Genomic DNA, 26641 nt, shown 5'->3' with positions numbered 1-26641 from the left:
CCGTCGCAGCCTTCTATATGGTAGACGCAGATGCATCCGCTCCCAAAAAGCAGCCAGCAATGTACGCTATCGAATTCAACAAGGTTTCGAAATCCTTCGGTGCACACCGCGTCCTGCTCGATCTCGACCTGCAAGTGCGGCCCGGCGAAAAAGTAACGCTGATCGGTCCGAGCGGTTCAGGAAAGACGACTGTACTCCGCCTGGTAATGGCTCTGGAAAAGCCCACGAGCGGCGATATCCGAGTCTTTGGCGAAAGCATCCTCTTCGATCGAGCCGGCAATCCGCTATCGAGCTCGCAGAAGGCGCGAATTCGCCGCCGCTGTGGCATGGTCTTCCAACAATTCAATCTTTTCCCACATCTGACCGTGCTGCAAAACCTGGCCTTAGCGCCCAGGACAGTATTACGACAAACTAGGGAGCAAGCCGAGAAGAGTGCGCGTGAATATCTTCGGATAGTGGGCCTTGAAGAAAAGATTCATGCGTACCCCCCCGAACTTTCCGGAGGTCAGCAGCAGCGCATCGCGATCGCGCGGACGCTCATTCTAAAGCCTAAGATACTCCTCTTGGATGAAATTACATCGGCTCTGGATCCTGAGCTCGCCGGAGAAGTCCTCACCGTAGTGCGCACTATCGCGCACGAGCTAAAGGTAACGCTACTGATCGTCACGCACGCTATGCGTTTTGCACGCGAAATCTCCGACCGAATCGCGGTCTTCCACGACGGCCGCATTATCGAGCAAGGCCCGCCCGATAAGATATTCAGCAATGCCAACTCAGCTCGCACGCGCTCCTTCCTGAAATCCGTCCTGAGTCACTGAACTCCCGACCTTCCCACGCAGACAATCCGAGGCTCTTCTTGCGCCCCGCGGGATTCGCATTTAACAACGCTACAAGCCCCACCTGGCATGCGAGCTCTTGAAACTCCTGAAAGCCAACGATGGTCAGGTCCTTGGAGGGCTGGACGTTCAGATCGTCATGGATAACGACGCGAAACCACAAAATACTCAAGATCAAACTTTGGTTCGCTCAACGCCCGCATTAGCATGTCCACTCTCACCGACTTCCGCGTTATGAATCAGTCAGGTCGAATGCTGGTTCGCTGAACTCACCGGAAAGCAGATCCAGCGAAGCAGGCAACTCGAAGCCGACATTCCGTGCCTTCATCGAGCCGATTATAAGAAGCCGAAGGCTTTCAAATGGACCAAACCGCATATCGGACCTTGGCTCCCGTCAAACGCTTGTGCCACAAAGCCAAGTTTGGTCGCGGGACTCTATATTACACACCCAGACCGTGCGCGCAAATTAGAAAACGGAATCGAACATTATCATCTTGAGCATATTCTTCGGGTGCATCTTGCAGATCAGAAAAATCTCCGAGAATTAAGTTTACCGATTAAAGGCGAACAAGCATTCGACAGGATATTCGCGGTCAAAAGACCTGTAACTGCGCCCAGTGTCAATCCGCCGTGGCCGTGGCCCGTATTGATAGCTATATTATCAAGACCTCTGATCTTTTCTATGATCGGAAGTGAATCCGGCGTCGTAGGCCGCTCACCGCTCCAGACATTGCAGTCAGTCCGCGAGGATATACCCGGAAACAATTTTTCCAGGCGTTGAAGCAAGGCATCCATGAGAGCAAGCTTTGCTTCCCGGCCCGGCTTGCAGAAATGACTTAGACCCGCAAGCCGGAGTCCCCTCTCGCTCGGGGTCAAAACAGCACCTAGAGATGCGACAATAACCGGGCGCGTGACAAAGTCGGGCGCGACATCCAGTTCCCAATGATACCCCCTCTCCGAGATCAAAGGAATTCTATGCCCAAGCGGCTCGGTCAAGGAGTTTACTTGCGCGCCAGCAGCGACGATCGCGTAATTGGACAAATAGCCTGCGCTCTCGCCCTTGACCTTCACTCTACCTGAAGGGTCGGTCGAAAGCTCAAGCACGAAATCACGAATGATTTCTCCACCCCGCCGCTGGAAACGCTCTGCAAGCATTTTAACGAACGCATGTGGGTTCCTGATATGACCAGCCTCCTCCATCAGGCTTCCGCCCTGGGCTATGCCTGAAAGGCGTGGCTCCAGTGCAGCAACTTGCTCCGCATCAAGTTCGCGTATTGCCACCCCGAGTTCGCGCATGCGCTTGTTTGTCGCATGGGCAGCAACGGCATCGGCCTCGTCGAGAAATATCGAGAGACAACCGTTCTTTGGTATGGAGATAAATTCGTCACCAACCAGCTTGCGATAGGAGGCGTAAGCCGTGCGGCAAAGCTCGTGGAGCGTTTCGGTGTTCTGCCGCGACAATGATGATCGCGTCGCCAGAGCATACCGAAGCCCCCAAGAGGTCAAGGCCGGAAGCGAAGGTAAGTCAATTGTCGCAGGCGAATTCTTGTTAAGCAACATTTGCGGCAGCTTTTTCAAGCCGTAGCTCGCACTTAACGGAAAGATGCTTGGCGCGATGACGCCAGCATTGCCAAAGCTGCAACCGTGCGCAACCGGCATCGGATCAATCAGCGAGACGGCGAGGCCCCCTATTTGTAGAGCTAGCGCGCTGCATAGGCCGACGACCCCACCGCCGATTACAATTGCGCTTTCGGCACTCATCTTGGTGTTTCCTACCTTGTCAATCGAAGGCCCGGTTGCCCGCACTTCGGCACTCGCCAATGCGCGCGCCCAGCGCCATATCAGCTTCTCTCGGTTCTCTCCAGGTAATCAGGAGCACGCTTTGCAGCAACTATCGCGGCGTCAACCCCTTCAGGGAAGTCGGGACAACGCATAACCAACACCTCGCGGTCGTCAAGCGCAATCCATGAGGTGAGCATCCCCTCGTAGTCGAGAGCCCACATCGAGGGAGCTCACGACAGCGTCGGGCATGAGCCAGTCGGTTTTCACAGCCGCACAGAAGTGAACAAGGGCACAACCACGGCTTCTGGCCAGGCAGACCTCTATGTGGTGGGAGCTCGAACCGAGCATCAGTTCCTCGGCCGTGCCAGGCTGAAACGTCAACGTTCGACTACCAACATCGGTGGCTCCATTTTGCTGGCCAGCGTGTTCTAATCGATCGTCGTCAAATTATCTCGGAGACCAACGAAAATGCAGCTCGTACGTAAACAAATAGAGGCCTATCATCGGGACGGATTTCTCGAGGTCCTTGACATGTTCTCGACTGATGAGGTCGAGACGCTACGGGCAGCATATGCTCGCGACTGCCAGAACGAGGGACCGTATGTCATAAGAGAGTCGGACGGCAGCAGAATCCGCGCAATCTATGCATCCAATCTTCGTCAGCCCGAGTTTGATATTCTGATCAAAAGCGGAAGGTTCCTTGGATGTGCAAAACAACTTGTCGACTACGATCTCTATCTTTATCAGTTCAAGATAAACTCGAAATCACCTTTGGGAGGCGAGTCCTGGGTTTGGCACTACGATTTTTCGGTCTGGCATGCGGTCGACCAGTTGCCGAAGCCAAATCAGGTCAATATTGCGCTTTGCCTCGATGACCTCACAGAGTTCAACGGCCCGCTCATTTTCATCTCTGGCTCCCACTTGGCCTTCGGTTCTTCGATCGACGTCGACGGCAGCAAGGAAAGCGCGCACGTCGATCCACTCGCCTATGCGCCGGCGACCGGTGAGATGCAGAGACTTCTCAACGATCATAAGATGGTCAGCCCGAAGTGTCCGGCAGGGAGCGTCATCTTCTTCAATTCCAAAGTGATCCACGGCTCTTCGATCAATATGTCGCCGTTCCCGCGCCGCCTGCTGATTGTCACCTACAACGATGTCGACAATGTACCGAAGAGGGACAAGCCCCGTTCGGAATATATCATTCGACCTGCTACGCCTCCGCTGGCAGTCGACGATAGGCCCCTAGTCTAGGAGTTCGCATGGTATCCGATGCAGTCCGAACGGATGTCACCGGTCGCGCCGCCGTCCTGACGGAGTTCGGTAAGGATGTCGCCATCAAGACGTTCGTGGTACCAGCACCGCCGGTAAACGGAGCCATCGTCGAGATTCTTTACGCGGGCATCTGCGGCACCGATCTACACCTGCAACAAGGGCACCTGCCTATCATCACCCCCCTAGTGCTCGGCCATGAGGGATTAGGCAGGATCCACCGGATCCATCAGTCCCTTAAAACGGATTCGAAAGGCACTCAGATCAGGTCAGGTGATTTAGTGATGTGGGCGTCCTCGATCAGTTGCGGCCACTGCGAAGCCTGTTCCATCTGGAGAGAACCGACGCTGTGCGACCATAGAAAGACCTATGGCATCAACCGCAGCACTGCCACGGACGAGCCGCTTTCCGGCGCCTGGGCGGACTTCATCTGCCTCCAGAGCGGCACGACCATCGTCAGAATCCCGGAGGGCACAGACGAGATCGCGGCGATGGCTCTGGCTTGCGCCGGACCGACGATGGTGCACGCATTTCAGCGGCGTCCGGTGCGGCTTGGTGAGACCGTGATCGTGCAAGGCGCCGGTCCCGTCGGCCTTGCAGCGGCCGCCATAGCCAAGCTCGCAGGAGCAGGGCAGCTAATTCTCGTCGGGGCACCGGCAAGCCGGCTGAGGCTGGCATCGGAGTGTGGACTTGCGGATCTATGTATTGACATCGTCGGTCGCCCCATCGAAACCGCGCTCTCGGAGGTCCTCAGCTTCACGCCGAAGCGCAAGGGGGCGGACTTGGTCATTGAGTGCACCGGCGTCCCCGCCGCGGTCTCTCAGGGCGTAAATCTAGCCCGCCGCGGAGGATCCTATCTTGTCGTAGGTCAATACACAGACAGCGGCAACACCGATCTCAACCCGCACCAGATCGTGCGCCGACAGCTCGACGTGGTTGGCTCATGGGCCTTTAGCGGCGAACATCTCATGCGTTACGTGGACATGCTTCCGCGGCTCACCGCCGCCTTTCCACTGGCGAGGCTTGTCAAGCTCTTCGATCTTGCCGATGTCAACTGCGCCATGCAAGCCGTTGCTGCAGGCACCGTCGTGAAAGCGGTGCTGAAGTGCGGAACGTTTTGTCGCTAACCGAAAACCGAGACCACATGGCTATGACTATCGGATTTGTGGCGCCGGCACGTCGCAGTAGCTAATGATAAAAGCTCTAAGTTGCTAGTGTTCTGCCCCCCGAAATTCGCCGACAAAGTCGCGCTAGTTCCTGAAGTGCGGATTCCGGTCGATGTCGCCCGGGATTCCGAGATGATCTCGCCCACCATTCCGATTTGAAGTTTTGAAGTCGCCCACCTATTCCGAGATGATGTCGCCCACCGTTCCGGGATGATGTCGCCCGGGTGACGAGGCCTCTTTTGGCTCCCATAGGGTCAACCCTTTCGGCTTTGCGAAGGGGACCCTGGATGCCGACGGAGAGGCTTGCGATGCGCCGTGTGCGCGATGTGATCAGGATGAAGGCGGCCGGGTTGCCGAGCCGCGAGATTGCGCGACGGGAGGGCGCCGCGCCTTCGACGGTGCGACTGGCGATCCGGCGGTTCGAGGCTGCGGGTCTGACCTGGCCGTTGCCGGACGACGTTACCGACACGGTTCTGGAACTCCGCCTGTTCGCGAAGACCGGCAATGGCAACCGGCAGGGTCACCGCCGCATCGCCGAGCCGGACTGGGCGACCGTGCACCGCGAGCTCAAACGCAAGCACGGACGCTGTCGATCCTGTGGAAGGAGTATATCGCCGCCGAGCCTGGCGGATATCGGTACTCGCGTTATGTTGCGGCCAGATTTATGTTGTCGCTGCTGGAGTGAGCCATGGATTTCGCCGACCTCCTTGGCTCGCTCCGCAACATAAGAGTGTGGACCTTTCGACCTACAGGGCCTTCAGGAATGCCATCAACGACGGGAGAGAGGGTTGCCGAGGCGGCGGCCTCAGGCTGCTGATATCGACCCTGGCTAACGCCTCTGCTTTCATCTCCAGGTCGACTTCAGCATAGATGTGCGTGGTATCTAATGACACGTGGCCCAGCCAAGCACGGATCGTGTTGATGTCGACGCCGGCGCGCAGCAGGTGCACGGCCGTTGTGTGCCGAACAGTATGTGGACTCACGCGCTTCGTCGCCAACGTCGGCACCGTTTCGCCCGCCATAGCGGCATATTGCGTCACGAGACGATGTATTCCGAAGCGCGTCAAAGGCTGGTTCGTCCGCCCGAGAAAGACCGCTTCACTTTTGTTCCGGTCGGCCACAAGACGAGTCAACGAGGTTGCCGTCGTTGACCACAATGGACAGATTCTGACCTTGTTTCCCTTGCCGTGAAGTCGCACTGACGGGGACGCACCCAGTTGGAGATTGCCGACCATCAATTTTGCTGCCTCATCGGCGCGAGCACCGCTGTTGTATAGGAAAAGCAGCAGAACATGGTCGCGCACCCCAAGACTCGTGCGTCTGTTAGGTTGGCTTAGCAACGCGTCCATCTCGGCCTTTTCGAGATATCCGATCACGGTCTTAGCCGTCTTCTTGAACGGCACTGCCCGTATCTCGGAACACCAGGCCAGGTGGATCGGCGATCGCGTCCCGATAAAGCGCGCTAGTGAATGGATGGTCGCCAGCCGTTGGTTACGGGTAACCTCGCTGCACTGGCGATCGCGCTCCAGGTGGTCCAGGAACTTGCGGACGACTTCCGGCGTCAGCTCTTCCACGGTCATGCGATCGATGGCGCAGCCTCCCTACTTGCTGGCAAACGGCAGCAACAATGTCAGCGTGTCGCGGTAGCTGGCTTGGGTGTTGCGGGAAAGATTGCGCTCGGCGACCATATGTTCCAGCAAGAACCGCCGGATCCACGGACCAAGCAGGCTCTTATCCTTCATGGCCGGCCTCCATCGCGTACCGAGCAAAGCGCTCGCTGGCCGCCTGGAGGAGATCCGGCGTCATCTGCAAATAGCGCTGGGTTGAACGGATATCGATGTGACCAAGGTAGGTTGCGAGTTGCGGAAGCAGTCGCTGCACCTCCTGGCCGGAGCGATACCATGCGATCACCCTGTGCACCGCGGCTGTGTGGCGAATATCGTGCAGCCGTGGAGGTCGAGGCTCGCCGACAGGGCAACTGATTCCGGCGGCTCGGCGGACATGCTGAAACCAGGAGATGACGCGCACATAGTGCCACGGTCGACTGCCGCGCGTAGTGAATAATGGAGATTCTTGCCCGCGCGGCAGAGGGAGCCGGCGACGGCGCTCGACGTACTCGACCAGTTCCTGGTTGAGCTTTGGTCCGATTGGCACGAGGCGCGTTTCGAAGAACTTCGTGTCACGGATGGTGATGATCTGATCAGTCAGATCCACGTCTTGCAAGACCAAATGAAGCGCCTCGCCAATACGCATGCCGCTTCCGTACAGCAACAAGAGGAGCGTACGGTACATAGCCGGCACGTGAGGGCGATGCCCACCCTTCAGGATCGAGGTCGCGTCCAACAGGCGGCGCAGTTCTTCCGTGGAATAAACATAGGACGTTTGTTGCGGCGGCAGCTTTGGAGACGTTGTCGGCAGTGGGGAGGATCTCGCGTACCCGCGACTGATGGGAAATCTATAAAGGCCGCTCAAAACCCTATATCGCAGCATCCAGGCGGCACTGAGCGATCCTTTGCCTTGGAGGAACTCGGCCACCGCCTCTGGGGTTACTTCGCCGATATCTCGATTGCCCATCGCTCGGCAGAACCTGCGGAGCAGAACCTCAGCGGACTCGAAACACGTCCCCAGTGATCGCCGCTTGGCCAGATAGGCGTCGACAACATGGGTCAGCATCATTGGAGGCCTCCCAGGTCGAACGCTCCGACCTCGCGAAGCGCTTGCATGTTCACCTTGGCGTAGATGCTGGTTGACGCCACGCTGCGATGTCCCAAATGGTCTCCGATCTCCTTTATCGACAGACCTTCGGCGAGAAGCCGAGAGGCGCAGGCGTGGCGCAACGCATGGCCGCCGCGGTGGGCAGCGTCGATTCCAAGTGCAACAAATCTGCGGTTAGCGACATCATAGATGCTCCCTGCCTTCAACGGCCGACGGGGCGCATGCATGCAGAGGAATACTTCCGGGCATGATGACGGCGGCCGCACCGTGTCGATGTAGCGGGCGAGCGCCTCAGCCACAGAGGAAACCAGCGGGTAACTCTGCGGCTGGCGGCGCTTCAGGCGGTAAAGCCGGAGCGTCCTACCTTCCCAATCGATCTGATCGAGGCGCAATGCCGCCCCCTCGCCGCTGCGCATCCCATAGACCGCAAGTAGCAGCAGGATCCCACGATCACGGATGTCCCGAGGCTCGTCGGTCTCGGCATCGGCCAACATGCGCTGCACGGCGCACCACTCTGGGTCATACGGCAGCGATTCCTGTCGATAGAGCCGAGGCCGGCAAATCGAGGCCGCTAAGCGGTCCGTACACATTCCCCGCTTTGCCGCGTAGCGCAGAAATGCCCGCAAGGTCGAGGCTGTGTTGGTTTTGTCGCACCAGCGCAGGAATCTGCCGACTATCCGGCTCCATTGCTCCACCGTCGATGGCGTGAACCCGCGCTCATTGCGCATCCATGTCACACCGTCACCAGCAAGCACGAGCACCGAGTAGTCTGGGCGCGCCGTCGCTAAGCCGAGGCCGACGGTTGCAGCGCTACCCATAGCAGCCTACAGATAATAGTTGTTATAATGATCGCCCGCGACCATGACATCCTACGAGGCAGACCCAAATCCGGTGACGACCAACAGCTTGGTTCGTCCAGTCAGCAGACGCGCGACTGCCTCTCGTCGATCGAGCAAACCCTGGTTCGTCACTTCACCCATTCCTTCTCTCCGATCAGCCGCTGCCAAGGAGCAGTGCGCGAGCGCGATCGCCGTTGAACGCCATCGTCGCGGCACCACGCAAGAGCGGCGCGACGTCCTGCGGCACGTCGGCTCGCCAAGTTAAGATGTTCACGAGCTTAAGGCCTGCTCAGTAATGCAAGCGTATTGATGCAATTTCCCACGCCGCTCAACTGCATTAGTAGGGCGCCTCGCTCGCCGCCGAGCCAAGTGCCGGCCAAGTATCAGATCCCTTCTTCCTACGTCATAAGAACAATGGAGTTAATTTCCGAATCGGCTTCAGCCATTCGAATGGCGGTCGAGTGATCCGCGTCAGGCACGTACGCGATGTGCTTGACGTTATGTTGCTTCAGCACACTAAATACCTCGTGCTGCCCACTCTGCATTTCGGATGCCTCCGCATGCATGGCCATGCTCATCACTGAGTTATTCCTGTCGGCGCACCCGAGACGAGGACGATGTCCGAATGTCCGACAAGCATTCGAGCTTTTGCTAGCACAGCACGTTTAGGAGCTCGCTCGCATTCTGCCACGTTATATCGAATTATTTGCAACGCGCCACGTAGTGGCAACAGACATTGAATAGCCCGCTCTTTGAAACTCGACAGGCATCGAGCTTAAATGTCTCCAACTCATGTGCGCGCTTGTTCATGAACCGAACCACAAGAGTGCCGTATCGTCGAGGAGTGCCGAGCGACGACCGCCTGGAATGGCGAGGAATTTGCCTACAATAGGATCGTGATGGGAGTCCTAAGCTAGGCGGAAACCTTTGGTGCAGCGTTTTGTGTTCTTACCGCGACGCCAAAGATCGAGTCGCTAATTTAGAGCATAGCCAACCCCACGCGCAGGGAGCGAAAGCCAGTCAAGTGTTGCGGAGCGTCCTTGCTCGCCAACACATCACGGTAGCTTCTTGCGGCTGTGGCTTGCACTCAGCAAGACGATGCTCAGCGCGAAGCCCCCGCGCGACTAATACTGCCACCGTGTACAACCGCGACTGGATCAATCGGCGAACCCTTTGCCTCGCGGGCTGGCATGCTGCACCGACCGACTACCTGCTACCGATCAAACTAGCACTTATGTAATTCAGCTTGATCTTTTTCACTTTGCCAGTTGAATGCCCTTCGCCCGCAACTCGGCATTCCGCAGTGCACGCGCGCCTAAGGCGACGTCAATAACTCCAAGGCCGCCAATAATCAGGAACACGCGGCCGATCTTCGGCACAGCCACTCTTCCCCCAACGATGTCGCAAAGCTTTGCAGCCCCCCTCGCAGCGCCCACTCCACCTTCGCGGAAGTCGGGGCGACGCATGGCAACTCCGTCAGGATCATCGAGCGCAATCCATGCGGTACGGATCAGGTCGTGATCGACCTCGCGCCGGGAGCCCAGCGAACAAACGACAGCGTCCGGCTTCAACCAAGCCGCCCGCACGAGGTCGCTGTCGACAGGAACAGCCGTCGCGGTGAAAACGACGTCGGCGCCGTGTACAGCGTCCTCTGCGTTAGTGCATGGCTCGAGAACGCAGGCGCTCCGAACCGAACGTCGCACATACGCGCAAGCGTCGCGCGCGGCGCTTTCCTGACGTGCGACTATCCTGATGCGCTCGACACGCGCCTGTTGGGCCAACAAACGTAGGAGCGAGAAGCCAATGGCCCCCGCACCAATAATTGTTACAGTTTGTGGCCTGGCTCGGCAGGCATTGACCCCCACAAGCGCCATAGCGGCAGTGCGAACAGGTGTAAGGCGCGTCCCATCTAGCACGCCCTTTAAGAGACCAGTTTGAGCGTCAGTAAGTAGAATATATGCTGGAACACGTGGGAAGCCGAGCGAGGGATTGTTATCCGCAACTGTGAACCACTTCACGCCCGCTGCGCCGCCAGGCTCGCTGAGGCCCGACACGCTGCCAAAGTGGAGGCGACCTCCTTCAACGTCAAGACCGAAGCCAGCCTTGGGACCGTTCTGCGCTCCGCTGCCGCCAGCGCCCCGCATCGTTTCTTCGACGATCTCAAGTATCTCGCGATCGTTGAGACAATCCTCAACGTCGTCCGCGTCGAGATATAGCATTCCAGTGATCCTTATCCATTCGAAGGCGTCGTTGCGGCCGATCCATGGCGTTCATAGAACTGCGCGATTTCCTCTTGTGGCGCGCCCTCGTCGAAAGCATCCTCGTACGATCTGAGCGCCATGGCACATGCCTTGTCATAACGAGCCTGATCCAGAAGACGAATTGCAACTTTCGATAGATGATAGGCTTGGCGCGGCTGCTTCGCGAGACGCCTTGCAGCCGCTACTGTCGCGTCTAGGACCTCCTCCTGCGAGACGATTTCGTTAATGAAGCCCAGCTGCTTGGCTTCGTCCGCGTCCATTAGGCGCCCCTCCAGCGAGAGCCCGTAGGCACGACTACCGATCCGCTCACTCATCAGCCAAGTGCCGAATATGCTCGGAAGGCCGGAGTTCACCTCCGTTTGGCCCATCCGCGCGCCAGGGTAGCTCACGACATAGTCGCACAACTGAGCCAGCTGGAATCCAGAGCCGGCGGCAACACCATTCACTGCAGCGAGAAGCGGCTTGCTAAACGATCGGATAGCGTCATAGCAAACGAAGAAGCGCTCAAGCAAATGGGTCGCTGCAGGCCCTTCCGGTATACATTCCAGTTCCGCCAGATCTTGACCTGAACAAAACGCATTGACGCCAGACCCGGTAAATACAATGGCCTCGATGCTTTCGTCAGTCTCAGCGACCTCAAATATCTTCGTCAACTCCTCGCGCAGGGCCATTGTCCACGCGTTGTAGGCGGATGGACGATTGAGCGTGAGTATCAGCACTCCATCGCGCAATTCGCGAAGAAGATCATTGTCCTTGTGATCGAAATCCGTCGTCTTTGCCATGTCGTTGACCTTAAATGCTCCGACCAGGTTTGAAGTCGAACCCCTCCGCATCCGTGGCGGAGCAAAGATCGGCTCGAATTTTGTCTTTCTCGATGAGCTGCGCGCCGCGCTCCGCAAGAACTCGTCGACGACTCGGCCTAATGCCAAGTGGCGCGGCCCGTCCCGCGAGAGAAACTGGATCACCCGATGCGCCTGCGCACATGTTATCCGAAATCCCAACTAGGGCGGCCACCTCATGCAGGAGCGGCCATTGACGTCCTTCGGCCAGCGTCGCGATCCAGGACCTCGAAATGCAAGCGCATGCCAAAGTGGGTCCGACATCGAAGAACGCATTCATCGATTCCCAACAGCTCAGCGTTGCGCTGCCGTAGTCTGCTCACTCAGGAGTTTTCGCTTAGTCGCCTTCCTAGGACCAATACCAATTTCAAAATGATCAATATCGGGTCGGAATTAATAGGCTAACGCGGACAATTTTCCCCGAATGCAGCGTTTCCACGCTAGGGCGAGTTGACGGCCGCATCGAGTTCTACGAAAGCGCGCCCATCGCGACAATGCCAGCTCGTTGGATGCAGAATACTACTTGCAATGAATGACCATGTTCTGGCGGAGGCCTGAGCGAGCTTCCCGCCAGCGCCGCGACTTTCCCAATAGCGAAAGCACCGGTCGTCACAACATCACGACGATCCTGCCAATGTGATTGTTATTTCTCTGTTCGAAGGAGACTGCCAGTCCTTTGGGACCGGCGGCCAAGTCAAGGGAGAAAACGCCCAAGTGGGCGACGGTAGCAGAGCTACCTCAAGTTCGAGTAGCTGAAAGGATGTCGCGATAAAAGAGACACTTCCGTACGCAATGCACCAATCTAGGGACGTCTCTGTGCGAGCAAGATGCCGCTCTGCATGACCACTTCTTTTGAAGCGCCAATTTGCGCAGTTGCTCCCAAAGGCAGACTTCGGGCGAATTGATATTTTACTTGTATGTTGGTAAGGAATCTAGATTCTTCGTTCGCATCATACAACCGACTTACCTAGCGCACATTCGAGCTCTCAGAGTGAGCTTACCTATTCACCGGCGTCTGACACTGACTCAATGCGAGTCGGCATCAAAGGCGGCGCATTCATTGTAGACTAACTGCATCCGATTTCGTGTTACTCTTGAAACAATGCTTTAGCAGGCCGTTGAAGAAGTCTTTGAACGGCGCGCGATGAATGGAATGTTGTCGCCGTTGAAGAGGCAGATCTGCTCTTCGAGTGAGCCGTCATCCTTTAGTTCGGTCTGACCTGCCCCTGAGTATTTCCTCCAGATGGAGTTAGAGTCCGACCCGAGCAAGGACGGACAGATGAAGCGAGCAAGGTTCACGGAAGAGCAGATTATCGCAGTGTTGAAGGAGCATGGGGCTGGGGCGACGACAGCTGACCTGGCTCGCAAACACGGAGTCTCCGAAGCGACGATCTACAATTGGAAGGCCAAATTCGGCGGCATGGAAGCTTCCGAAGCCAAGCGGCTGAAGTCGCTCGCGGATGAGAACGCGAAGCTGAAGAAGCTTTTGGCCGAGCAGATGCTCGACGCGGCCGCCCTTCGCGAGCTTCTGTCAAAAAAATGGTAGGGCCCGCCGCCAAGCGCGCCGCTGTGGCGCACCTGAAGGCCGTGATGGGTCTGTCGGAGCGACGGGCCTGCATGATCGTCGGCGCGGATCGGAGGATGATCCGCTACCGATCTCGCCGCGCTGCGGATACGGAGCTTCGTGTTCGGCTGCGCGACCTCGCCCACGAGCGCCGACGGTTCGGCTACCGTCGGCTGTTCATTCTGCTGCGCGAGAGGGCGAGCCATCAGGGCTCAACCGCATTCACCGGATCTATCGGGAAGAAGGACTGACGGTCCGCAAGCGGCGGGCTCGCCGCAAGGCCATGGGGTGTCGGGCGCCGATCCCGATGGAAGCGAAGCCGAATGCGCGCTGGTCGCTGGACATCGTCCACGACCAGTTCGCCAACGGGCGTCGCTTCCGCATCCTCAACATCGTCGACGATGTCACCAAGGAATGTCTGGGCGCCATTCCTGACACATCGATCTCGGGCCGGCGTGTGGCGCGGGAACTGACGACGGTTGTCGCGCGGCGCGGCAAACCCGGCCTGATCATCTCCGACAACGGCACCGAACTCACCTGTAACGCCATGCTGGCCTAGTGCAAGGAAACCGGCATCGACTGGCACTTCATCGCACCGGGCAAACCAATGCAGAACGGCTTCGTCGAGAGCTTTAACGGCCGGATGCGTGACGAGCTCCTGAATGAGACGCTGTTCTTCGGTCTCGACGATGCCAGGGCCAAACTCGCGGCATGGGTCGCCGACTACAATGGCGAACGCCCCCATTCCTCGCTGCAATACCTCACGCCCGCGGCCTACGCCGCCTCTCTCACCGCAACGGGCGCTCGGCTGCGCAACCCCGACCAGCTCCGCCGATCGCCCGTTGCTTCCACCGCGCCGCAAGGCGTACAACCTCCCGAGACTCTAACTGCCGCTGGATGCAAATTCAGGGGCAGGTCACGCTCATCTGTCACCTCAATCCGAATATCAGATGGGCCACAACTCTCTTGCACCGCCAAGGCGTTGCCATTGACGCTGTTCTCTCAGCCGTTTCAAGCTTAGCTTTCTCAACTGGCTTCGGCTCTTCTCATGTCAAATCCTCGTCGCGATCTGCTCTTCCAGAGTTCGATTCCGCATTCCCAGGCTCGACCATCCTGCTCCGAGTGGGCCGATTCCAAGGGAGACATGGCGCTACCCGAAACCGGTAGAACCGATTCTTCTCAGAGTTGCTACTTCGCGAGATATTCGAGCCTCTCGAGAGGACAATACCCACTTGGCGTCCAACGGCGGAGATCAGCCCACCAGGAAAGATAGGTGCGCCGAGGATACAGACGTGTGACAGTACCCGCCGGCGAACGCGACATAAAGCGCGATGGAACAGGAGGCGGTATGGAGGAGGCTACAACGGTCGACGGACGGACAGCGATAGGTGCTGATCTTGATGCCCGCTCAAAAACTATACGCCGGAGAATCTTGGAAGCGCTCGCGACGCGGCAAGTGGGTGGACATATCAGTTCCGCATTCTCAATAATTGAAATTCTTCTTGTTTTATACGACTGTCTCCAGTTACCCGGAGATGCCGCCAGAGCCGACGATCGCGACCGATTCATTCTAAGCAAAGGGCACGGATGCCTTGCTCTTTATGCTGTCCTTGAGCACAAGGGCCTGATCGCAGCTGAAGAGCTGGACCGCTTTTGCGCAGTGGGCGCACCACTAGGCTGTCTTCCGGAACGGAACGTCTCCCTTGGCATCGAAGCCACCACGGGGACGCTCGGCCATGGCCTCCCAATAGCCGTCGGTATGGCGCTAGCTGCGCGGATGACTAGGAAGCATTCTCACGTTTATGTGCTGGTCGGCGATGGAGAGCTAAATGAGGGTGCAAATTGGGAGGCGGCATTCCACGCTGTGAAGCATCGGCTGTCAAATCTTACCGTATTAGTTGATCGAAACCGTCAGCAATGTAACGGACCAGCTGAGAGTGTGCTGCCGATGCCCTACATGCCGGCACTGTGGCGTGAAATTGGTTTCAGCGTTAGTCACGTGCCTGGACACGATGTACGCGCTATTAGGAAGTCGTTGTTACTTCCGTCCTCAGCTCCACATCCGAGAGTGATTATCTGCGAGACGACAAAGGGAAAAGGATTAGGAGAGTTCGAAGAAAACGGCGGATGGCATTATAGGCAAGTGCCATCGCTCAGCGCGATCCCGTCTCTATTTTGAACGCCGGAATTGGACTTGAACCATGCGTGCGACATTCAGTAAAGCACTCGAAAGCTTGGCGGCACATGATGACCGAATTGTGTTTGTTGGATGCGATCTGGGCTACAATCTCATGAACTCCTTGAGGGAATTCAAGGCTGCTTTTCCGCAACGTTTTTTTATGGAGGGCGTGGCAGAGCAATATGTGGCTGGTATGGTGGCTGGGCTGGCGAGCGGAGGCCTAATTCCATATGTCGAGTTCATTTCGACGTTCGTTACGAGGAGAGCGTTTGAGCAGGTGTTCATCGACATAGGTCTCCAGCAACTTCGGGTGCGCATTATCGGATCCGGCGGTGGCTTAGCCTATTCTGCGCTTGGTCCTACGCACATGGCCCTTGAAGATCTCGCTCTGCTACGGCAGGTCCCGAACATGGGGATATTCATTCCTAGAAATAATGATGAACTGGAGCACATCTTGTTGTCGACACGCGACTGGGACGGCCCGCTCTACATACGTTTAGGTACTGGTCCTTATGAGGGTGGCCGAGGTCCAGTTAGCCAGATGGGGCGTGCCTGTCGCCTGCGGAATGGTAATGGAGCTTTGATCGTATCCACGGGAGTTGTGAGTTCAGCCATATCTGACATTGTGGAATTGTTGGTCCATGGCGGTCTTAATCCAGAGGTGCTGCATTTTTCAACGCTCACGCCATTTGATTCTGAAACTCTCTGCGAGGCTGCTCGACGTGCTGCCGAGGTCATCGTCATTGAAGAACATCATCGAGATGGTGGACTAGGGAGCATGGTCATTGAGACACTCGCTGACGCGAAGATACTACGGCCTACTACTCGTCTCGGCACGAGCTTTGAGCCCGCCGTGAGTTACTGCGACCCTGTGGAGGCAAACCTTCACTTTGGCCTTCGCGGTCCGGCTTTAGCTAAAGCAATCTTAGCAGCTTGCGGACAGCGCCGGAAGCCGTTTTAGGATCTATGGCTAGTCAATCGAGGCATCGCTCAGAAACCTGCCCCCCGAGTAGGTACATCCGGGCGGCGGCAATGCCGGGTGACCATGCCCCCCGGGCTTAATCTAGTTGGAAGTTCGTTCCGGCCCATGACGGCGTCCGCTCTGTAGTTTGAGAGGCGGCCCGAGGATTTGACCTTTTGTATGGTCCGGCCGTGCGTTGCGAGAAGACTCGCCGAGCGTAAGCGCTAAGAGACGCCGTCTGGCGGAGTGGGTGAGCGATCGGCTATCGGCTGCTGAGTTTGAGCCGATGTCAGCTTCTATGTCTGCGCCTAGGTGTTCTGGAACTAGAACCTTCCATATGATCGAAGCCTTCGCCGATCGTCTTGAGGGAGCGTCGCGGCAGCTTCGCCGACGCTGGTCGGATGAGTTTAAGGCGCGTCGTGGCAGAGGCCCTGGAGCCTGGTGCGAGCGTCTCGGCGATCGCCCGCGGATCGGCATTCACCGTAACCGGTATGAGCTCCCACGTCTGCAGTGATCAGCGCGCGCGAGCGTAGCGGGTCGACGTCCAGTACTGGCGCATGGCCTCGACGACGTCCGGAATGTCGGTATGGGCGTTGCGCAGGAATTCCTCTGTCTCGCGGTCTGGCCTTGGCGGTCCAAGCAGTGGACCCTTGATTGTCGACGCAATGCAGCAGGATGGGCAGGAGCAAGCCGTGGTTTATGTTGCGGATGTCGGGCAGCGAGGCCCAGGCCGATAGTCTCGGCCGCATGGCGGCATAGAATCCCTGACACCACCGCCGCGCATCAACGTCGCCATTCGGCTTGCGGCGATGGATCGGTGCGAACCGATGTGGTGCGGTGGAAAGAACGTTACTGATGTCGTTGTGGCGCAGTGCGGCGGCCGAAAGCGCAGCAATTCCAGCGTGCCGCCGTGGTTGAATGCATTGGCGTCGATGGCGAGAGCGGACAGATCCAGTCGGGCGCACTCATTGACACCGAGCCTGCAGCCAAGGCTCCAGCTCGCCGAGCGGCATCGAAGCTGCGGCGTCGATGATGAAGATGATGATGAACGGCGGCGCCAGCTCATGCAGCCACCCGTGCGCTGAGCTCGCGGGCCGCCTTCCGGTTCCAGGGGAGAAGTTCGTGCAACTGGTGGCTCCTGTCTGACCGGAGACGATGCGCTCCAGCACATCGACCAGATAGGCCTGCGGATCAAGTTCATGGAGCTTTGCCGTATTGACCAGCGACCCAAGAATTGCCCAGCCCTCAGCGCAGCCCTCGCTGCCGCTGAACAATGAGTTCCGCCTTCCCATCGCAATCGGGCGCATTGAACGCTCGATGGTGTTGCTGTTGACCTCGACGCGGGCGTCGCGGAGAAACAGCGTCAGTCCGTCCCAGTGATTGAGCGTATAGTTGATGGCCTCCGCCAGCTTCGACTGGGAGAACAGTTGGTCGAGCATCGAGGTCAGTCGCGCCTTCAGCACCTCCAACAGCGGTGCGGTCCTGGCGCGGCGGGCGGCAAGCCGCTGTTCGGCGCTCAAACCCCGGATCTCGGCCTCGATGGCGTAGACCGCTTGCAGGCGTTCGATCACTTCGTGAGCGAACGGTGACTGCATCGTCTTGTACACCTCGACGAATTTGCGTCGGGCATGGGCGAGATAGGCGGCATAGCCATCCACCTGCAGTGCCCTGGCCAACCAGGATCTGCACTTGGCGGTACAGCGGCAGATACCAAGCGAACTTCGAGACCACCACGTGAGCCACGAGTGCCGTCGATACCATAATCGCCCTCAACCAAACGCGGCAGCATCTTTGCCTGGACCACACCGTCGGTGCAACCGCGGCAGGCGTATTTGGGATGGATCGTCCGCAGCACCCGCGGCATCGCCGGGATCACGTCCAACACCTCGCTGACGTCCTCGCCGATCTTGTGAAGCTGACCCTGACAGCACGGGCATGCGGTCGCCGCCGGCTCCAGCACCTGCTCGCAACGCGGCAGGTGCTTGGGCAGCGCACCGATGTTACGGTGCGCCTTCTTGCGCGGCTTGTCGGACGGCTTCGTCGCGGGCGCAGAGTCGTTGGTCGGCGCAGGTGGCGTGGTGGCGTCGGTCTCGAGATCGCCCAGCTCGAGCGCCAATTGGGCCGCGACAATCACCGCAAGCCGCTCCGAGCGCCTTCCGAAAATCATCTCTTTGAGCGTCTGCATCGCCACGCGCAGCTTCTCGTTCTCGGCGTCAAGCGCGAGCACCATCTAGGTTAGCGCTGCTGGATCGGTCGGGAGAGCGTCGGGGCGAATCGCCATGATCATACGATACACCCGCGCGGCACAGGCTCCAGCGAAATCCTCACCTCTCAGCCGACAACCGCCGGCTGCTTCACAGGCTTGGGTGAGACACGCGTCCACTCAGGTCCGTCGAGCAGCATCGCTAGCTGCGTCGCACTGGGATGCACCGCGCCATCGCGGATCGGAGGCCAGGTGAAGCGCCCCTGGTGCAGCCACTTCGTCACCAGCACCATGCCGCTGCCGTCCCACGCCAGAAGCTTCACTCGGTCCATGCGCTTGCTGCGGAACACGAAGACGTCGCCGCAATGCGGGTTCACACGCAGCGCTTTGCTCACCAGCGCCGATAGCGTGTGCACCGACTTGCGAAAGTCGACCGGCTGTGCCGGCAGCACCACCTTGAGGTTCGGATCGTAATGCAATCAACGGATGCCCCGAAGTGCCGATAGCACTGTCGAGAGCGTCGCCGGCTCCACTCGGGGCTCGAGCCGGATGTGTGCCCCGCTCACCTCGATCTCGATCGTCCCGCCAAGCTTGCCTGGAGGCGATGCCATCTGCGGCAGCACCTTATGCGCGGACGCTAACCGGTCCGGCTCGTCTGCCGTCGCCGGACCGCTCTCGGAAGCGATCCGGACCGGCACGAAGCCTGGCGCCTGAAAGCTTGCTGCCGTCGCGAACTTGCGCCACGCCGTCAGCAGCCCACGAACAACGCCGTGGCGCCGAGCGACCTCGGAAATATTGACCCTTCCTCGAAGCTCTCCGCCGCGATCCGGGCCTTCCAGTGCCGTCGCCGACCGCTGTCCCGTGATCACCTCGATCCGACGATAGGAGCCGCCTTCCTGCCTGGCATCAAGCATGGCTTCATGTATGGCATCTGCCATAGCCCACCTCCAAAAGACAATTCATACCCCGCTGTATCGCAGCTCATTCGCGCGATGCCCAGGTGGGGGCCTCATACCGGTTACCATTCACCGTCGCAGCTGTTCGCTTGGCGCCGTGATGCGCGAGCCGAGCGACATCGTCCCGCGCGGCACTCGAGTTGCGAGGGTGCAGTGGTGTCTGCGGCAGGCGTAGCGATCGAAATCGCCATTGGCGAGGTGATCGTGCGCGCCGGCGTGGACGTCGACGAGGCGCAGTTACAGCGGGTGATCCGGGCGGTGCGTTTGGCATGAGCCCCTCCCGCGTGAATGTATACCGGCATCCTGCAGGCCGACGCCTATGACGGGTACAACCAGCTCTATCTGGCGGGACGCCACCCTGGACCGATCCGGGAAGTGGCGCGCTGGGTCCACGTGTGGCACCCATTCTTCGCCATTGTCGATATCGAAGAGAATGCGCGTCACAAGACCTCCGGCAAGATGGAGATCCCGCTCTCGCCCATCGCGGTCGAGGTTGTGCGGCGGATCGATGCGCTGTTCGAGATCGACGCTCCATCAATGGCAGGAGTGCCCAGGAACGCGTTCAGGTTCGGCAGACGCTGAGCCGGCCTCTGGTCGGGGACCTCCAGGTCTACGTTAGCGACCAACTCGCTGTCCCGTTGGCACGACCTGGCCAAGGCGTTTCAGCTACATCCGAAGCGATGGCGAGCTTCACTCTCTTCCTGGAGGACGGACGAGTCTGTCTCTCGACGGATGATGTTGAGATGCCCTTACAGATGGCGCGTACGCCGGCGGCGACAATCGAACGGGCGAGTTGTTCAGCTAAGTCGACCTGGAGCGCGGGTACGGCTCGATCATCCGCTGCGAGCGATCCGGAGGATTGTGAACGAGGCGCTGTCGGAGCTGGAACGCAAGTTTGCCGCGCTCTAACCGCCGATTGGGAGGCCGTCAATCGCGCCGGAACAACTGCTGCCGGCGATGCTGTTGCAGGTGTTTTTATCGATCCGCTCGGGGCGGCTCCTGATGGATCCGCTGGAATACGACCTGCCGTTCCGCGGGGGTTCGTCGGAAGTCGAAGAGGCGCATCTCACCTTCCAGGGCAAGTCCGATGGCGAAATCGCCTTTGGGGCTCTCAAGGGCCTGGATGTGCGCTACGGGACTCGCAACGGATCGGCGTGCGCGGATTTCTCATGAGAAGGGTCTGACGAGAACGGTCCATCCTGCGGTCGCGGATGGGCTATGATCGGCACTGCAGACAGGCTCGTCGGCCATTTCCACATCCACAATGGCGACGATACAGCCTTCGTTTGCGAAACGCGGCTGAGCTCTTCAACAGCCTGCTAGCGACTTCGTATGAGAAAGAATTTGCGCAAACGTCGCCATCCCGGACCGGCTATTTCTCTACCGTGATCAGGGACAGCGCCGCGGTCGGGTGATACTAAGACAGCCGAGCAAGGTTGGGCAATCAAAGCGCGCAGAATATGCATAACATCGGCGATCCCACCGCGTCGCCTTCCGTCTCACGTGGTTCACGCCGCAGCTCCCAATCGAGTTTCGCCGCGCGATAAAACCGGTCTCCGCCACAATCGCCTGGGCCTCGCGGCCAAGCTAGGACCCGTGCAAACCTCATCGATCGTCACCAGAATAAAGACGAACCTGATCGATTGGCATGGATCACCTCCCCAAAGCTGGCAGTTGCATCATCCAGAGCTTATGCGAGAACCTATGGCTTGACGGCGTGGTTATCGCAAGAAGCGCCAATGGATTGTTATGATACAGCCGGGCAGCGGAAGCACTGCGGCCTAAGCCAAGAGGAGCCTCCCATGGATTTCACGTTGTCTGCGAAGCAGAAGGAATGGCTCAATCGGGTCAAGTCCTTCATGACTGAGCACGTCCGCCCGACAGTGCCAGTTTACAAACAGCAGGACCAAAGCGGCGACCGCTGGAAGGTGATCCCAATCCTCGATGACCTGAAAAAGAAGGCCAAGATCGAGGGCCTCTGGAATATGTTTTTGCCGCCGTCCAAAGAGCAGGATGACCACGAATTCCACGGCGCGGGATTGACGAATCTCGAGTACGCACTTTTGGCGGAAGAGATGGGCCGCATCTCCTGGGCTTCCGAAGTCTTCAACTGCTCGGCGCCCGACACCGGCAATATGGAGGTGCTGTTCCGCTATGGAAATAAGGAGCAGAAGCGCAAATGGCTGCGCCCGCTGATGGACGGCGAGATCCGCTCCGCCTTGATGATGGCCGAGCCAGCGGTGGCCTCGTCCGATGCCACCAACATCCAGACCCGCATCGAGCGCGACGGCGATCACTATGTCATCAATGGCCGCAAATGGTGGTCGTGCGGCGTTGGCAATCCTCGCTGCAAGCTCGCAATCTTGATGGGCAAGACCGATCCTTCCGGACCAATAGATCAGCAGCAGTCGCATATCTTAGTACCGCTGGATACGCCCGGCATTAAGATCGAGCGCATGCTCCCCGTCTTCGGCTATGACGAAGCGCCGAATGGCCACGCCCAGGTGTTGCTCGAGAATGTTCGCGTTCCTACCTCGAATCTTCTGTTAAGCGAGGGCCGCGGTTTCGAGATCGCGCAGACCCGGCGCGCGCCCGCCCGCATCCATCACTGCATGCGCGCCATCGGCCAGACCGAGGAAGCGCTGGAGAAGACGGTGAAGCGACTCACTTCGCGCACTGCTTTCGGCAAGAAGATCGTCGAGCATTCGGTGTGGGAACAGCGCATAGGCGAAGCCCGCACTAACATCGAGATGATGCGCCTATTATGCTTGAGAGCCGCCGATATGTTAGACAAGGTCGGCAATAAGGCGGCCCAGCTCGAGATTGCCATGATTTGGGTCGCCGCTCCCAACATCGCACTCAAAATCATCGACGAGGCCATTCAAGCGTTTGGCGGGGCCGGCGTCTCGGATGAGGAGGAACTCGCGCGTGACTACGCCTCAATCCGCGCGTTACGCCTCGCCCAAGAACCGGACAACCGCGCCATAGCCAGACTTGAACTTCGGAAGCACGCAAACTCTCTGATAAATTGAAAGAGCTGCGCCTTTGATGGCGTTTCATGCACGACGCGCCGCGAACGCTTCCCCTAAAACTCATTCCAACTAAAAACTCCTTGCCACGCTCCTGAGGGGCTCAGTTACCGGGTTCGATATGCACGAAAATAGAATGCAAAATGCGCAAAGCGCACAAGATGAGACTACATTCAGCGGCATCTTCGGAGCGGTTCCATGATTCACTCCACCATCACGATCGGTGACGATCTCACGGTCAACCGCCTCGGCTTTGGCGCGATGCGCGTCACGACCGGCACCAACATCTGGAGCTATCCGCCCGATCGCAAGAATGCGATCGCGTTCTTGCGCCATGTCGTCGAGCGTGGCGTCAACTTGATCGATACCGCAGATTCCTACGGACCGGAAAGCTGTGAGACATTGATCGCAGAAGCACTCCACCCTTACCCGGCCAACCTCGTCATCGCGACCAAGGGCGGGCTTGTCCACCCTGCCCCGGAAATTTGGGAGGCCGATTGCCGCCCGGACCGGCTGCGTGCCGCTTGCGAGGGTAGCCTCAAGCGGCTGCGCCTTGATCGCATCGATCTCTATCAGCTCCATGTCATCGACCCGAAAGTGCCGCTTTCCGACTCCCTTGGAGCGCTCGTCGATCTACAATGCGAGGGCAAGATTCGGCACATCGGCATCTCGAACTTCAACCCGACACAGCTCGCGGCGGCGCAGCGCCACGCCCGCATCGCTTCGGTGCAAAACTGCTACAACATTGCCGATCGTGAGCACGAACCCGTGATCGAGGCCTGCGCGCGCGCCGGCATCGCCTTCCTGCCCTATCGCCCCTTGCGCCGCGGCGCTCTCCCAAACCTGTCCGGCCAACTCGGCGCTATCGCGCAACGCCTCGGGGTCACTCCGGCGCAAGTGGCGCTCGCGTGGTTGCTGTGCAGGACACCTTGGATGCTGCCGATTCCCGCCACGACATCTCTCGGCCATTTCGACGAGAATATGGGCGCGGCGCGGATCACGTTAAGCGATGCGGAATTCACGGCGTTGGGGCAATACGCTAAAGCGTGATGAAGTTTGGTTCATGCATATCCTGAGTTCGTCAAGTAGCATGCGCATTCTTCGGGCGTAATGAGCTGAAGGGACTTACTGATAGCGAGGCAAACAGTTTCGAAGGTCTGGGCAACGGCTTTTCAAGAAAGGACCTGAGTATTCGACGGGTAGGGGAGCCTAGCCCCTGCGGAGCGGAGGAGCTGGCCTTGGGCTTTATGGCTGCCGATATTGATGGGGTGCCCCCTCACGGCATCGCTGTGCCGAGTGATGGCGTTGATCGTCGCTTGAACGGAGGCGTCCATGTCGGAAGTTAGCACAATCGGGTTGAACTTGGTGAAGATTGTGTTCCAGATGCACGGCGCGGATGCACTAGGAGCCGTGCTTTCCGCTGGTTGAGCTGCGCCGGCACTCGGCGCTCAAGTTTCTCGCCACGCAGCTGACTTGCGCGGTCGAATGGAGAGGCCTCCGCCAGGAGCCATAACTGGGCGCCCGAGGTCGAGAGGCTGGGGCATGGGATGCGCCCTCATTGCGCCAGACTAAGTAAAGCCTTTCGTGAAGTGGCAGAAGACTGATGCCGCCGATGCGCGGCGATCTGCGAGGTCTTCTAGCGGCCGACGATGCGTTTCGTGGCGATGAAGGTGGCGACCGTTGTGTTTCGTGCCCCTGATGTCAACATTCCTGAGCTGCCCCGGCCGATCCTGCGCCTGCTCATGGAGCAATTGCGACACTGGACGAGAGGGGGCGCTGCTCGACCGTGAGCTCGCTCGGCGCGCCAAGGAAGATGCCGAACGAGGCGGCTGATCACGATCCCAGAAATCGGGCTATGAGCCTGGACGCCGGACGACATTTGCGGGGGGCTCCTTAATGTCCTTGACACGCACTACACTCGACCGGCCGTCGACGCTAACGGGGACCTCACCATCGATGGCCGAGCGACGAACGACGCGGGGCTGCTCGCCGTAATCCTTGACCGCATAATGCATCGTGGCCCGATTGTCCCAGATAGCGACATCGCCCTGCTTCCAACTCCAGCGCACAGTGTTCTCCGGCGCGGTGACATGAGACTCGAATAGATCGAATAGCCTCTGACCGTCATATTTCGGGACATCAACAAAACGCCTCACAAAACAGCCGAGCACCAACGTGCGCTCGCCGGTCTCGGGGTGAACACGCACCAACGGATGCTCCGTCTCGAAACTCGCTCTGCTAGATATATCGTCATAAAACTTTTTATCGACTTCGGTAGGGCGGGCTACGACGGAGAAGTCGAATGCGTTGTTGTGAACAGCCCAGAGGTCGTCGGCAAGCCGTTGCAGCGGCGACGGCAAGTCAAGATATGCGGTCGCGGTGTTTGACCACACCGTGTCGCCGCCGACTGCCGGCATCACAACGGCTCGCAGCACCACCATCTTAGGATAGGCATGCAGGTAGGCCACATCTATATGCCAGATGTCAGCCCGGATACCTCCGCGTGCAGAATTAATTTCGAGGATCGACATTGTCCCCTTGGTAGTACCGAGCATTGGAGGCGCTTGCACAGGCTTGCCCAAACGAAGAGCAAAGCGTTCCTGTTCGAGGTCGTCGAGATGGCCCTGGTCGCGAAAGAAGATGACCTTGTGCTGAAGCAGCAAGCCATTAATGGCAGCGATGGTTAGGTCCGGCAAATCACCCGAAAGCTTTATATTCCTGATTTCAGCGCCAATCCGGGCTGCGCGTTTAACGACGTCGGTACTCGGAATGATATCGATTGGGGCCATTTTACTCATGGTGACGTTCTCCAACGTTACGGTCCTTCACCGGACACGCTATTCAGCTCCGACCTGAATGTCCCTTGGCATAGTACCCGATCGGTCCAACACACAATTTCCTATGGTGTGTCGCCAGCCTATTGAGCGTCTTACTGAATGTCGCACGATCGACCTCCGCGTCTGAACTCAGAATGGAATGCTCAGCAACTGAAACTGTTCTTGTCATCCGGGACGCGTGTCTCTGCTCGCAGAGGCCCTCGCGGGGGCGACCTTTTTCTCAACAAGCAGTGCCAACCCGGCGCTTTGCAAGCACTTCCAGAACCTTCCGTTGTACAGCCTTAGATCGAGCATCAAGATCATGCGCCTCTCGCTGGCTCGCGGTTGATCGTTACGGCTTCGTTCATATCGTTTCCTGTTCACTTGTGGCTAATGTTACATGTCTCCATTGCCACCGCACCTACCGTAATTGGTTGGCAGATCTCTCCGATCGAAGTCCGCGCCCGCGCCATGTCCCAGCCGGCGACAATCACGTCCGCGACAACATCGCGTTGAGATTTCCTCGATCTTTTCCATGAGTGTCAGCTCATTCTTCCCGTGCGCTACTATGTTTCAGGACCACGAGCGAGGCTTACATCCCGCGAGCGAATGAACCTGCGAACGAGCCAACACCGGTGGCAAGCTCTGCCGGAGTCACAAGCCCAACGTGACATGCCGAGGCGCGGCTTCCCGGGTCTGTTCCGCCACGACTAAGCGTTACCACCCGTTTTCGCGAGCTCTTTGCGAGTTACAAGCGCGGCATTTCCCGCGGCACGTGATGCTCCCTGGAAGCCTTCCCCTAGCTCGGCGCATCAACGGTTCCCGAATGCAGCGAGTTGAACCGAATGCCTTCCCACCGAGTGCATTCCAGCGCTATGGCTTGGCGAACAGCCGCACGCCGTTCTCGGTCGCCATGGTCGGCGGGTGATCGTACGTCATTCTTTGAGGATGGACGCCAAGCGATGCACCAGCGAGCCGTCGCCGACCCGATCTGGATGCGACGCCGGCGGGAGACCGTCGAGCACCCGTTTGGAACCACGAAGTGATCGATGGCTGCCCCCCGCTTCTTAGTGAAGGCGCCGAAAAAGGCGAAGACCGAACTTGCCTTGGGCGTCCTCTGCTACAACGTCAAGCGGGTGACCAACATCCTGGGAGTTTCCACCCTGCTAAAAGTACTGGCACTCTCTCACCAGCCTGACAGCAGATCTTTTGCCCACAGATGCAAC

At 58.5% G+C, this 26641-nt stretch carries 19 protein-coding genes and 7 pseudogenes; 12 read left to right on the top strand and 14 right to left on the bottom strand.

What is annotated here, in order from left to right:
* Nucleotides 1-59: 59 nt before the first annotated feature.
* The gene (locus tag ACVI1L_RS24195; protein ID WP_456785600.1) at nucleotides 60-818 is read left to right on the top strand and encodes an amino acid ABC transporter ATP-binding protein; all 759 of its coding nucleotides are present in this window, start codon (nucleotides 60-62) and stop codon (nucleotides 816-818) included.
* Nucleotides 819-1361: 543 nt separating this feature from the next.
* Here the strand turns inward: ACVI1L_RS24195 and ACVI1L_RS24190 are convergent.
* Nucleotides 1362-2597 carry an NAD(P)/FAD-dependent oxidoreductase gene (locus ACVI1L_RS24190; protein WP_456783994.1) on the bottom strand — a complete coding sequence of 412 codons (1236 nt, stop codon included), beginning with the start codon at nucleotides 2595-2597 and terminating at the stop codon, nucleotides 1362-1364.
* 489 nt (nucleotides 2598-3086) lie between these two features.
* Between ACVI1L_RS24190 and ACVI1L_RS24185 the strand changes: the two genes are divergently transcribed.
* The 3 genes and pseudogenes from ACVI1L_RS24185 to ACVI1L_RS24175 all read left to right on the top strand — a co-directional run.
* Nucleotides 3087-3869 (top strand): phytanoyl-CoA dioxygenase family protein, encoded by a 783-nt coding sequence (locus ACVI1L_RS24185; RefSeq protein ID WP_456783993.1) that lies wholly within the window; start codon nucleotides 3087-3089, stop codon nucleotides 3867-3869.
* Nucleotides 3870-3877: 8 nt separating this feature from the next.
* Entirely contained in the window at nucleotides 3878-5014 is a 1137-nt protein-coding gene (locus ACVI1L_RS24180; protein WP_456783992.1) for a zinc-binding dehydrogenase, read from the top strand.
* A 347-nt stretch (nucleotides 5015-5361) separates the two neighbouring features.
* Nucleotides 5362-5702, top strand: a pseudogene (locus ACVI1L_RS24175) (helix-turn-helix domain-containing protein); the annotation flags it as partial.
* 97 nt (nucleotides 5703-5799) lie between these two features.
* Here ACVI1L_RS24175 and ACVI1L_RS24170 read toward each other — a convergent pair.
* From ACVI1L_RS24170 to ACVI1L_RS24140, 7 genes are all read right to left on the bottom strand, one after another.
* A complete protein-coding gene (locus ACVI1L_RS24170; RefSeq protein WP_456783991.1) occupies nucleotides 5800-6633 on the bottom strand; it encodes a tyrosine-type recombinase/integrase in 834 nt (277 codons plus the stop codon).
* A 21-nt stretch (nucleotides 6634-6654) separates the two neighbouring features.
* Complete coding sequence (locus tag ACVI1L_RS24165) at nucleotides 6655-6795, bottom strand: hypothetical protein (RefSeq protein WP_456783990.1); 141 nt, start codon at nucleotides 6793-6795, stop codon at nucleotides 6655-6657.
* Nucleotides 6785-7729: a tyrosine-type recombinase/integrase gene (locus ACVI1L_RS24160; protein WP_456783989.1), complete on the bottom strand. Its 945-nt coding sequence runs from the start codon at nucleotides 7727-7729 to the stop codon at nucleotides 6785-6787. Before ACVI1L_RS24160 ends, ACVI1L_RS24165 begins: the two co-directional genes overlap by 11 nt.
* Nucleotides 7726-8586, bottom strand: coding sequence for a tyrosine-type recombinase/integrase (locus ACVI1L_RS24155; protein WP_456783988.1), 861 nt, complete (start codon nucleotides 8584-8586; stop codon nucleotides 7726-7728). Before ACVI1L_RS24155 ends, ACVI1L_RS24160 begins: the two co-directional genes overlap by 4 nt.
* Before the next feature lie 419 nt (nucleotides 8587-9005).
* Nucleotides 9006-9185 carry a hypothetical protein gene (locus ACVI1L_RS24150; RefSeq protein ID WP_456783987.1) on the bottom strand — a complete coding sequence of 60 codons (180 nt, stop codon included), beginning with the start codon at nucleotides 9183-9185 and terminating at the stop codon, nucleotides 9006-9008.
* A 678-nt stretch (nucleotides 9186-9863) separates the two neighbouring features.
* Complete coding sequence (locus ACVI1L_RS24145; protein ID WP_456783986.1) at nucleotides 9864-10826, bottom strand: NAD(P)-binding domain-containing protein; 963 nt, start codon at nucleotides 10824-10826, stop codon at nucleotides 9864-9866.
* An 11-nt stretch (nucleotides 10827-10837) separates the two neighbouring features.
* Complete coding sequence (locus ACVI1L_RS24140) at nucleotides 10838-11650, bottom strand: enoyl-CoA hydratase/isomerase family protein (RefSeq protein ID WP_456783985.1); 813 nt, start codon at nucleotides 11648-11650, stop codon at nucleotides 10838-10840.
* Nucleotides 11651-12986: 1336 nt separating this feature from the next.
* Between ACVI1L_RS24140 and ACVI1L_RS24135 the strand changes: the two are divergent.
* The 3 genes and pseudogenes from ACVI1L_RS24135 to ACVI1L_RS24125 all read left to right on the top strand — a co-directional run.
* Nucleotides 12987-14169: pseudogene (locus ACVI1L_RS24135) on the top strand (IS3 family transposase); the annotation flags it as partial.
* Between the two features lie 396 nt (nucleotides 14170-14565).
* On the top strand, nucleotides 14566-15450 hold the full coding sequence (locus ACVI1L_RS24130; protein ID WP_456783984.1) for a 1-deoxy-D-xylulose-5-phosphate synthase N-terminal domain-containing protein: 885 nt from the start codon (nucleotides 14566-14568) through the stop codon (nucleotides 15448-15450).
* A gap of 22 nt (nucleotides 15451-15472) precedes the next feature.
* Nucleotides 15473-16411 (top strand): transketolase family protein, encoded by a 939-nt coding sequence (locus tag ACVI1L_RS24125; RefSeq protein ID WP_456783983.1) that lies wholly within the window; start codon nucleotides 15473-15475, stop codon nucleotides 16409-16411.
* Between the two features lie 965 nt (nucleotides 16412-17376).
* On the opposite strand, the gene ACVI1L_RS24120 is transcribed toward ACVI1L_RS24125, so the two are convergent.
* The 5 genes and pseudogenes from ACVI1L_RS24120 to ACVI1L_RS24100 form a co-directional block, all read right to left on the bottom strand.
* A complete protein-coding gene (locus tag ACVI1L_RS24120) occupies nucleotides 17377-18069 on the bottom strand; it encodes an IS66 family transposase (RefSeq protein WP_456783982.1) in 693 nt (230 codons plus the stop codon).
* Nucleotides 18070-18118: 49 nt separating this feature from the next.
* A pseudogene (locus ACVI1L_RS24115) lies at nucleotides 18119-18172 on the bottom strand (hypothetical protein); the annotation flags it as partial.
* Between the two features lie 112 nt (nucleotides 18173-18284).
* Nucleotides 18285-18578 (bottom strand): annotated as a pseudogene (locus ACVI1L_RS24110) (IS66 family transposase); the annotation flags it as partial.
* Nucleotides 18579-18742: 164 nt separating this feature from the next.
* Nucleotides 18743-19093, bottom strand: a complete 351-nt coding sequence (gene tnpB, locus ACVI1L_RS24105; RefSeq protein WP_456783981.1) for an IS66 family insertion sequence element accessory protein TnpB — start codon at nucleotides 19091-19093, stop codon at nucleotides 18743-18745.
* The gene (locus ACVI1L_RS24100; protein ID WP_456783980.1) at nucleotides 19094-19552 is read right to left on the bottom strand and encodes a hypothetical protein; all 459 of its coding nucleotides are present in this window, start codon (nucleotides 19550-19552) and stop codon (nucleotides 19094-19096) included. It lies immediately after the preceding gene.
* Nucleotides 19553-19861: 309 nt separating this feature from the next.
* On the opposite strand from ACVI1L_RS24100, the pseudogene ACVI1L_RS24095 reads away from it, so the two are divergent.
* The 5 genes and pseudogenes from ACVI1L_RS24095 to ACVI1L_RS24075 all read left to right on the top strand — a co-directional run.
* Nucleotides 19862-20325, top strand: a pseudogene (locus ACVI1L_RS24095) (IS66 family transposase); the annotation flags it as partial.
* Nucleotides 20326-20381: 56 nt separating this feature from the next.
* A pseudogene (locus ACVI1L_RS24090) lies at nucleotides 20382-20605 on the top strand (transposase); the annotation flags it as partial.
* A 15-nt stretch (nucleotides 20606-20620) separates the two neighbouring features.
* Nucleotides 20621-20893: pseudogene (locus ACVI1L_RS24085) on the top strand (hypothetical protein); the annotation flags it as partial.
* 479 nt (nucleotides 20894-21372) lie between these two features.
* Nucleotides 21373-22602 carry an acyl-CoA dehydrogenase family protein gene (locus tag ACVI1L_RS24080; protein WP_456783979.1) on the top strand — a complete coding sequence of 410 codons (1230 nt, stop codon included), beginning with the start codon at nucleotides 21373-21375 and terminating at the stop codon, nucleotides 22600-22602.
* Between the two features lie 195 nt (nucleotides 22603-22797).
* A complete protein-coding gene (locus ACVI1L_RS24075) occupies nucleotides 22798-23649 on the top strand; it encodes an aldo/keto reductase (RefSeq protein WP_456783978.1) in 852 nt (283 codons plus the stop codon).
* A gap of 803 nt (nucleotides 23650-24452) precedes the next feature.
* Here ACVI1L_RS24075 and ACVI1L_RS24070 read toward each other — a convergent pair.
* Nucleotides 24453-25397, bottom strand: a complete 945-nt coding sequence (locus tag ACVI1L_RS24070; RefSeq protein WP_456783977.1) for a TauD/TfdA dioxygenase family protein — start codon at nucleotides 25395-25397, stop codon at nucleotides 24453-24455.
* Nucleotides 25398-26641 lie beyond the last annotated feature (1244 nt).

This window comes from Bradyrhizobium sp. USDA 4516 (assembly GCF_054055915.1).
This window is presented reverse-complemented; position numbering and strand designations above follow the sequence as displayed.

What these genes read in the sequence shown, in the direction of transcription:
- ACVI1L_RS24195 (WP_456785600.1), top strand. Translation starts at nt 60, where the DNA reads ATGTACGCTATCGAATTCAACAAGGTTTCGAAATCCTTCGGTGCACAC.
- ACVI1L_RS24190 (WP_456783994.1), bottom strand. Translation starts at nt 2,597, where the DNA reads ATGAGTGCCGAAAGCGCAATTGTAATCGGCGGTGGGGTCGTCGGCCTA.
- ACVI1L_RS24185 (WP_456783993.1), top strand. Translation starts at nt 3,087, where the DNA reads ATGCAGCTCGTACGTAAACAAATAGAGGCCTATCATCGGGACGGATTT.
- ACVI1L_RS24180 (WP_456783992.1), top strand. Translation starts at nt 3,878, where the DNA reads ATGGTATCCGATGCAGTCCGAACGGATGTCACCGGTCGCGCCGCCGTC.
- ACVI1L_RS24170 (WP_456783991.1), bottom strand. Translation starts at nt 6,633, where the DNA reads ATGACCGTGGAAGAGCTGACGCCGGAAGTCGTCCGCAAGTTCCTGGAC.
- ACVI1L_RS24165 (WP_456783990.1), bottom strand. Translation starts at nt 6,795, where the DNA reads ATGAAGGATAAGAGCCTGCTTGGTCCGTGGATCCGGCGGTTCTTGCTG.
- ACVI1L_RS24160 (WP_456783989.1), bottom strand. Translation starts at nt 7,729, where the DNA reads ATGATGCTGACCCATGTTGTCGACGCCTATCTGGCCAAGCGGCGATCA.
- ACVI1L_RS24155 (WP_456783988.1), bottom strand. Translation starts at nt 8,586, where the DNA reads ATGGGTAGCGCTGCAACCGTCGGCCTCGGCTTAGCGACGGCGCGCCCA.
- ACVI1L_RS24150 (WP_456783987.1), bottom strand. Translation starts at nt 9,185, where the DNA reads ATGAGCATGGCCATGCATGCGGAGGCATCCGAAATGCAGAGTGGGCAG.
- ACVI1L_RS24145 (WP_456783986.1), bottom strand. Translation starts at nt 10,826, where the DNA reads ATGCTATATCTCGACGCGGACGACGTTGAGGATTGTCTCAACGATCGC.
- ACVI1L_RS24140 (WP_456783985.1), bottom strand. Translation starts at nt 11,650, where the DNA reads ATGGCAAAGACGACGGATTTCGATCACAAGGACAATGATCTTCTTCGC.
- ACVI1L_RS24125 (WP_456783983.1), top strand. Translation starts at nt 15,473, where the DNA reads ATGCGTGCGACATTCAGTAAAGCACTCGAAAGCTTGGCGGCACATGAT.
- ACVI1L_RS24100 (WP_456783980.1), bottom strand. Translation starts at nt 19,552, where the DNA reads ATGGCAGATGCCATACATGAAGCCATGCTTGATGCCAGGCAGGAAGGC.
- ACVI1L_RS24080 (WP_456783979.1), top strand. Translation starts at nt 21,373, where the DNA reads ATGGATTTCACGTTGTCTGCGAAGCAGAAGGAATGGCTCAATCGGGTC.
- ACVI1L_RS24075 (WP_456783978.1), top strand. Translation starts at nt 22,798, where the DNA reads ATGATTCACTCCACCATCACGATCGGTGACGATCTCACGGTCAACCGC.
- ACVI1L_RS24070 (WP_456783977.1), bottom strand. Translation starts at nt 25,397, where the DNA reads ATGAGTAAAATGGCCCCAATCGATATCATTCCGAGTACCGACGTCGTT.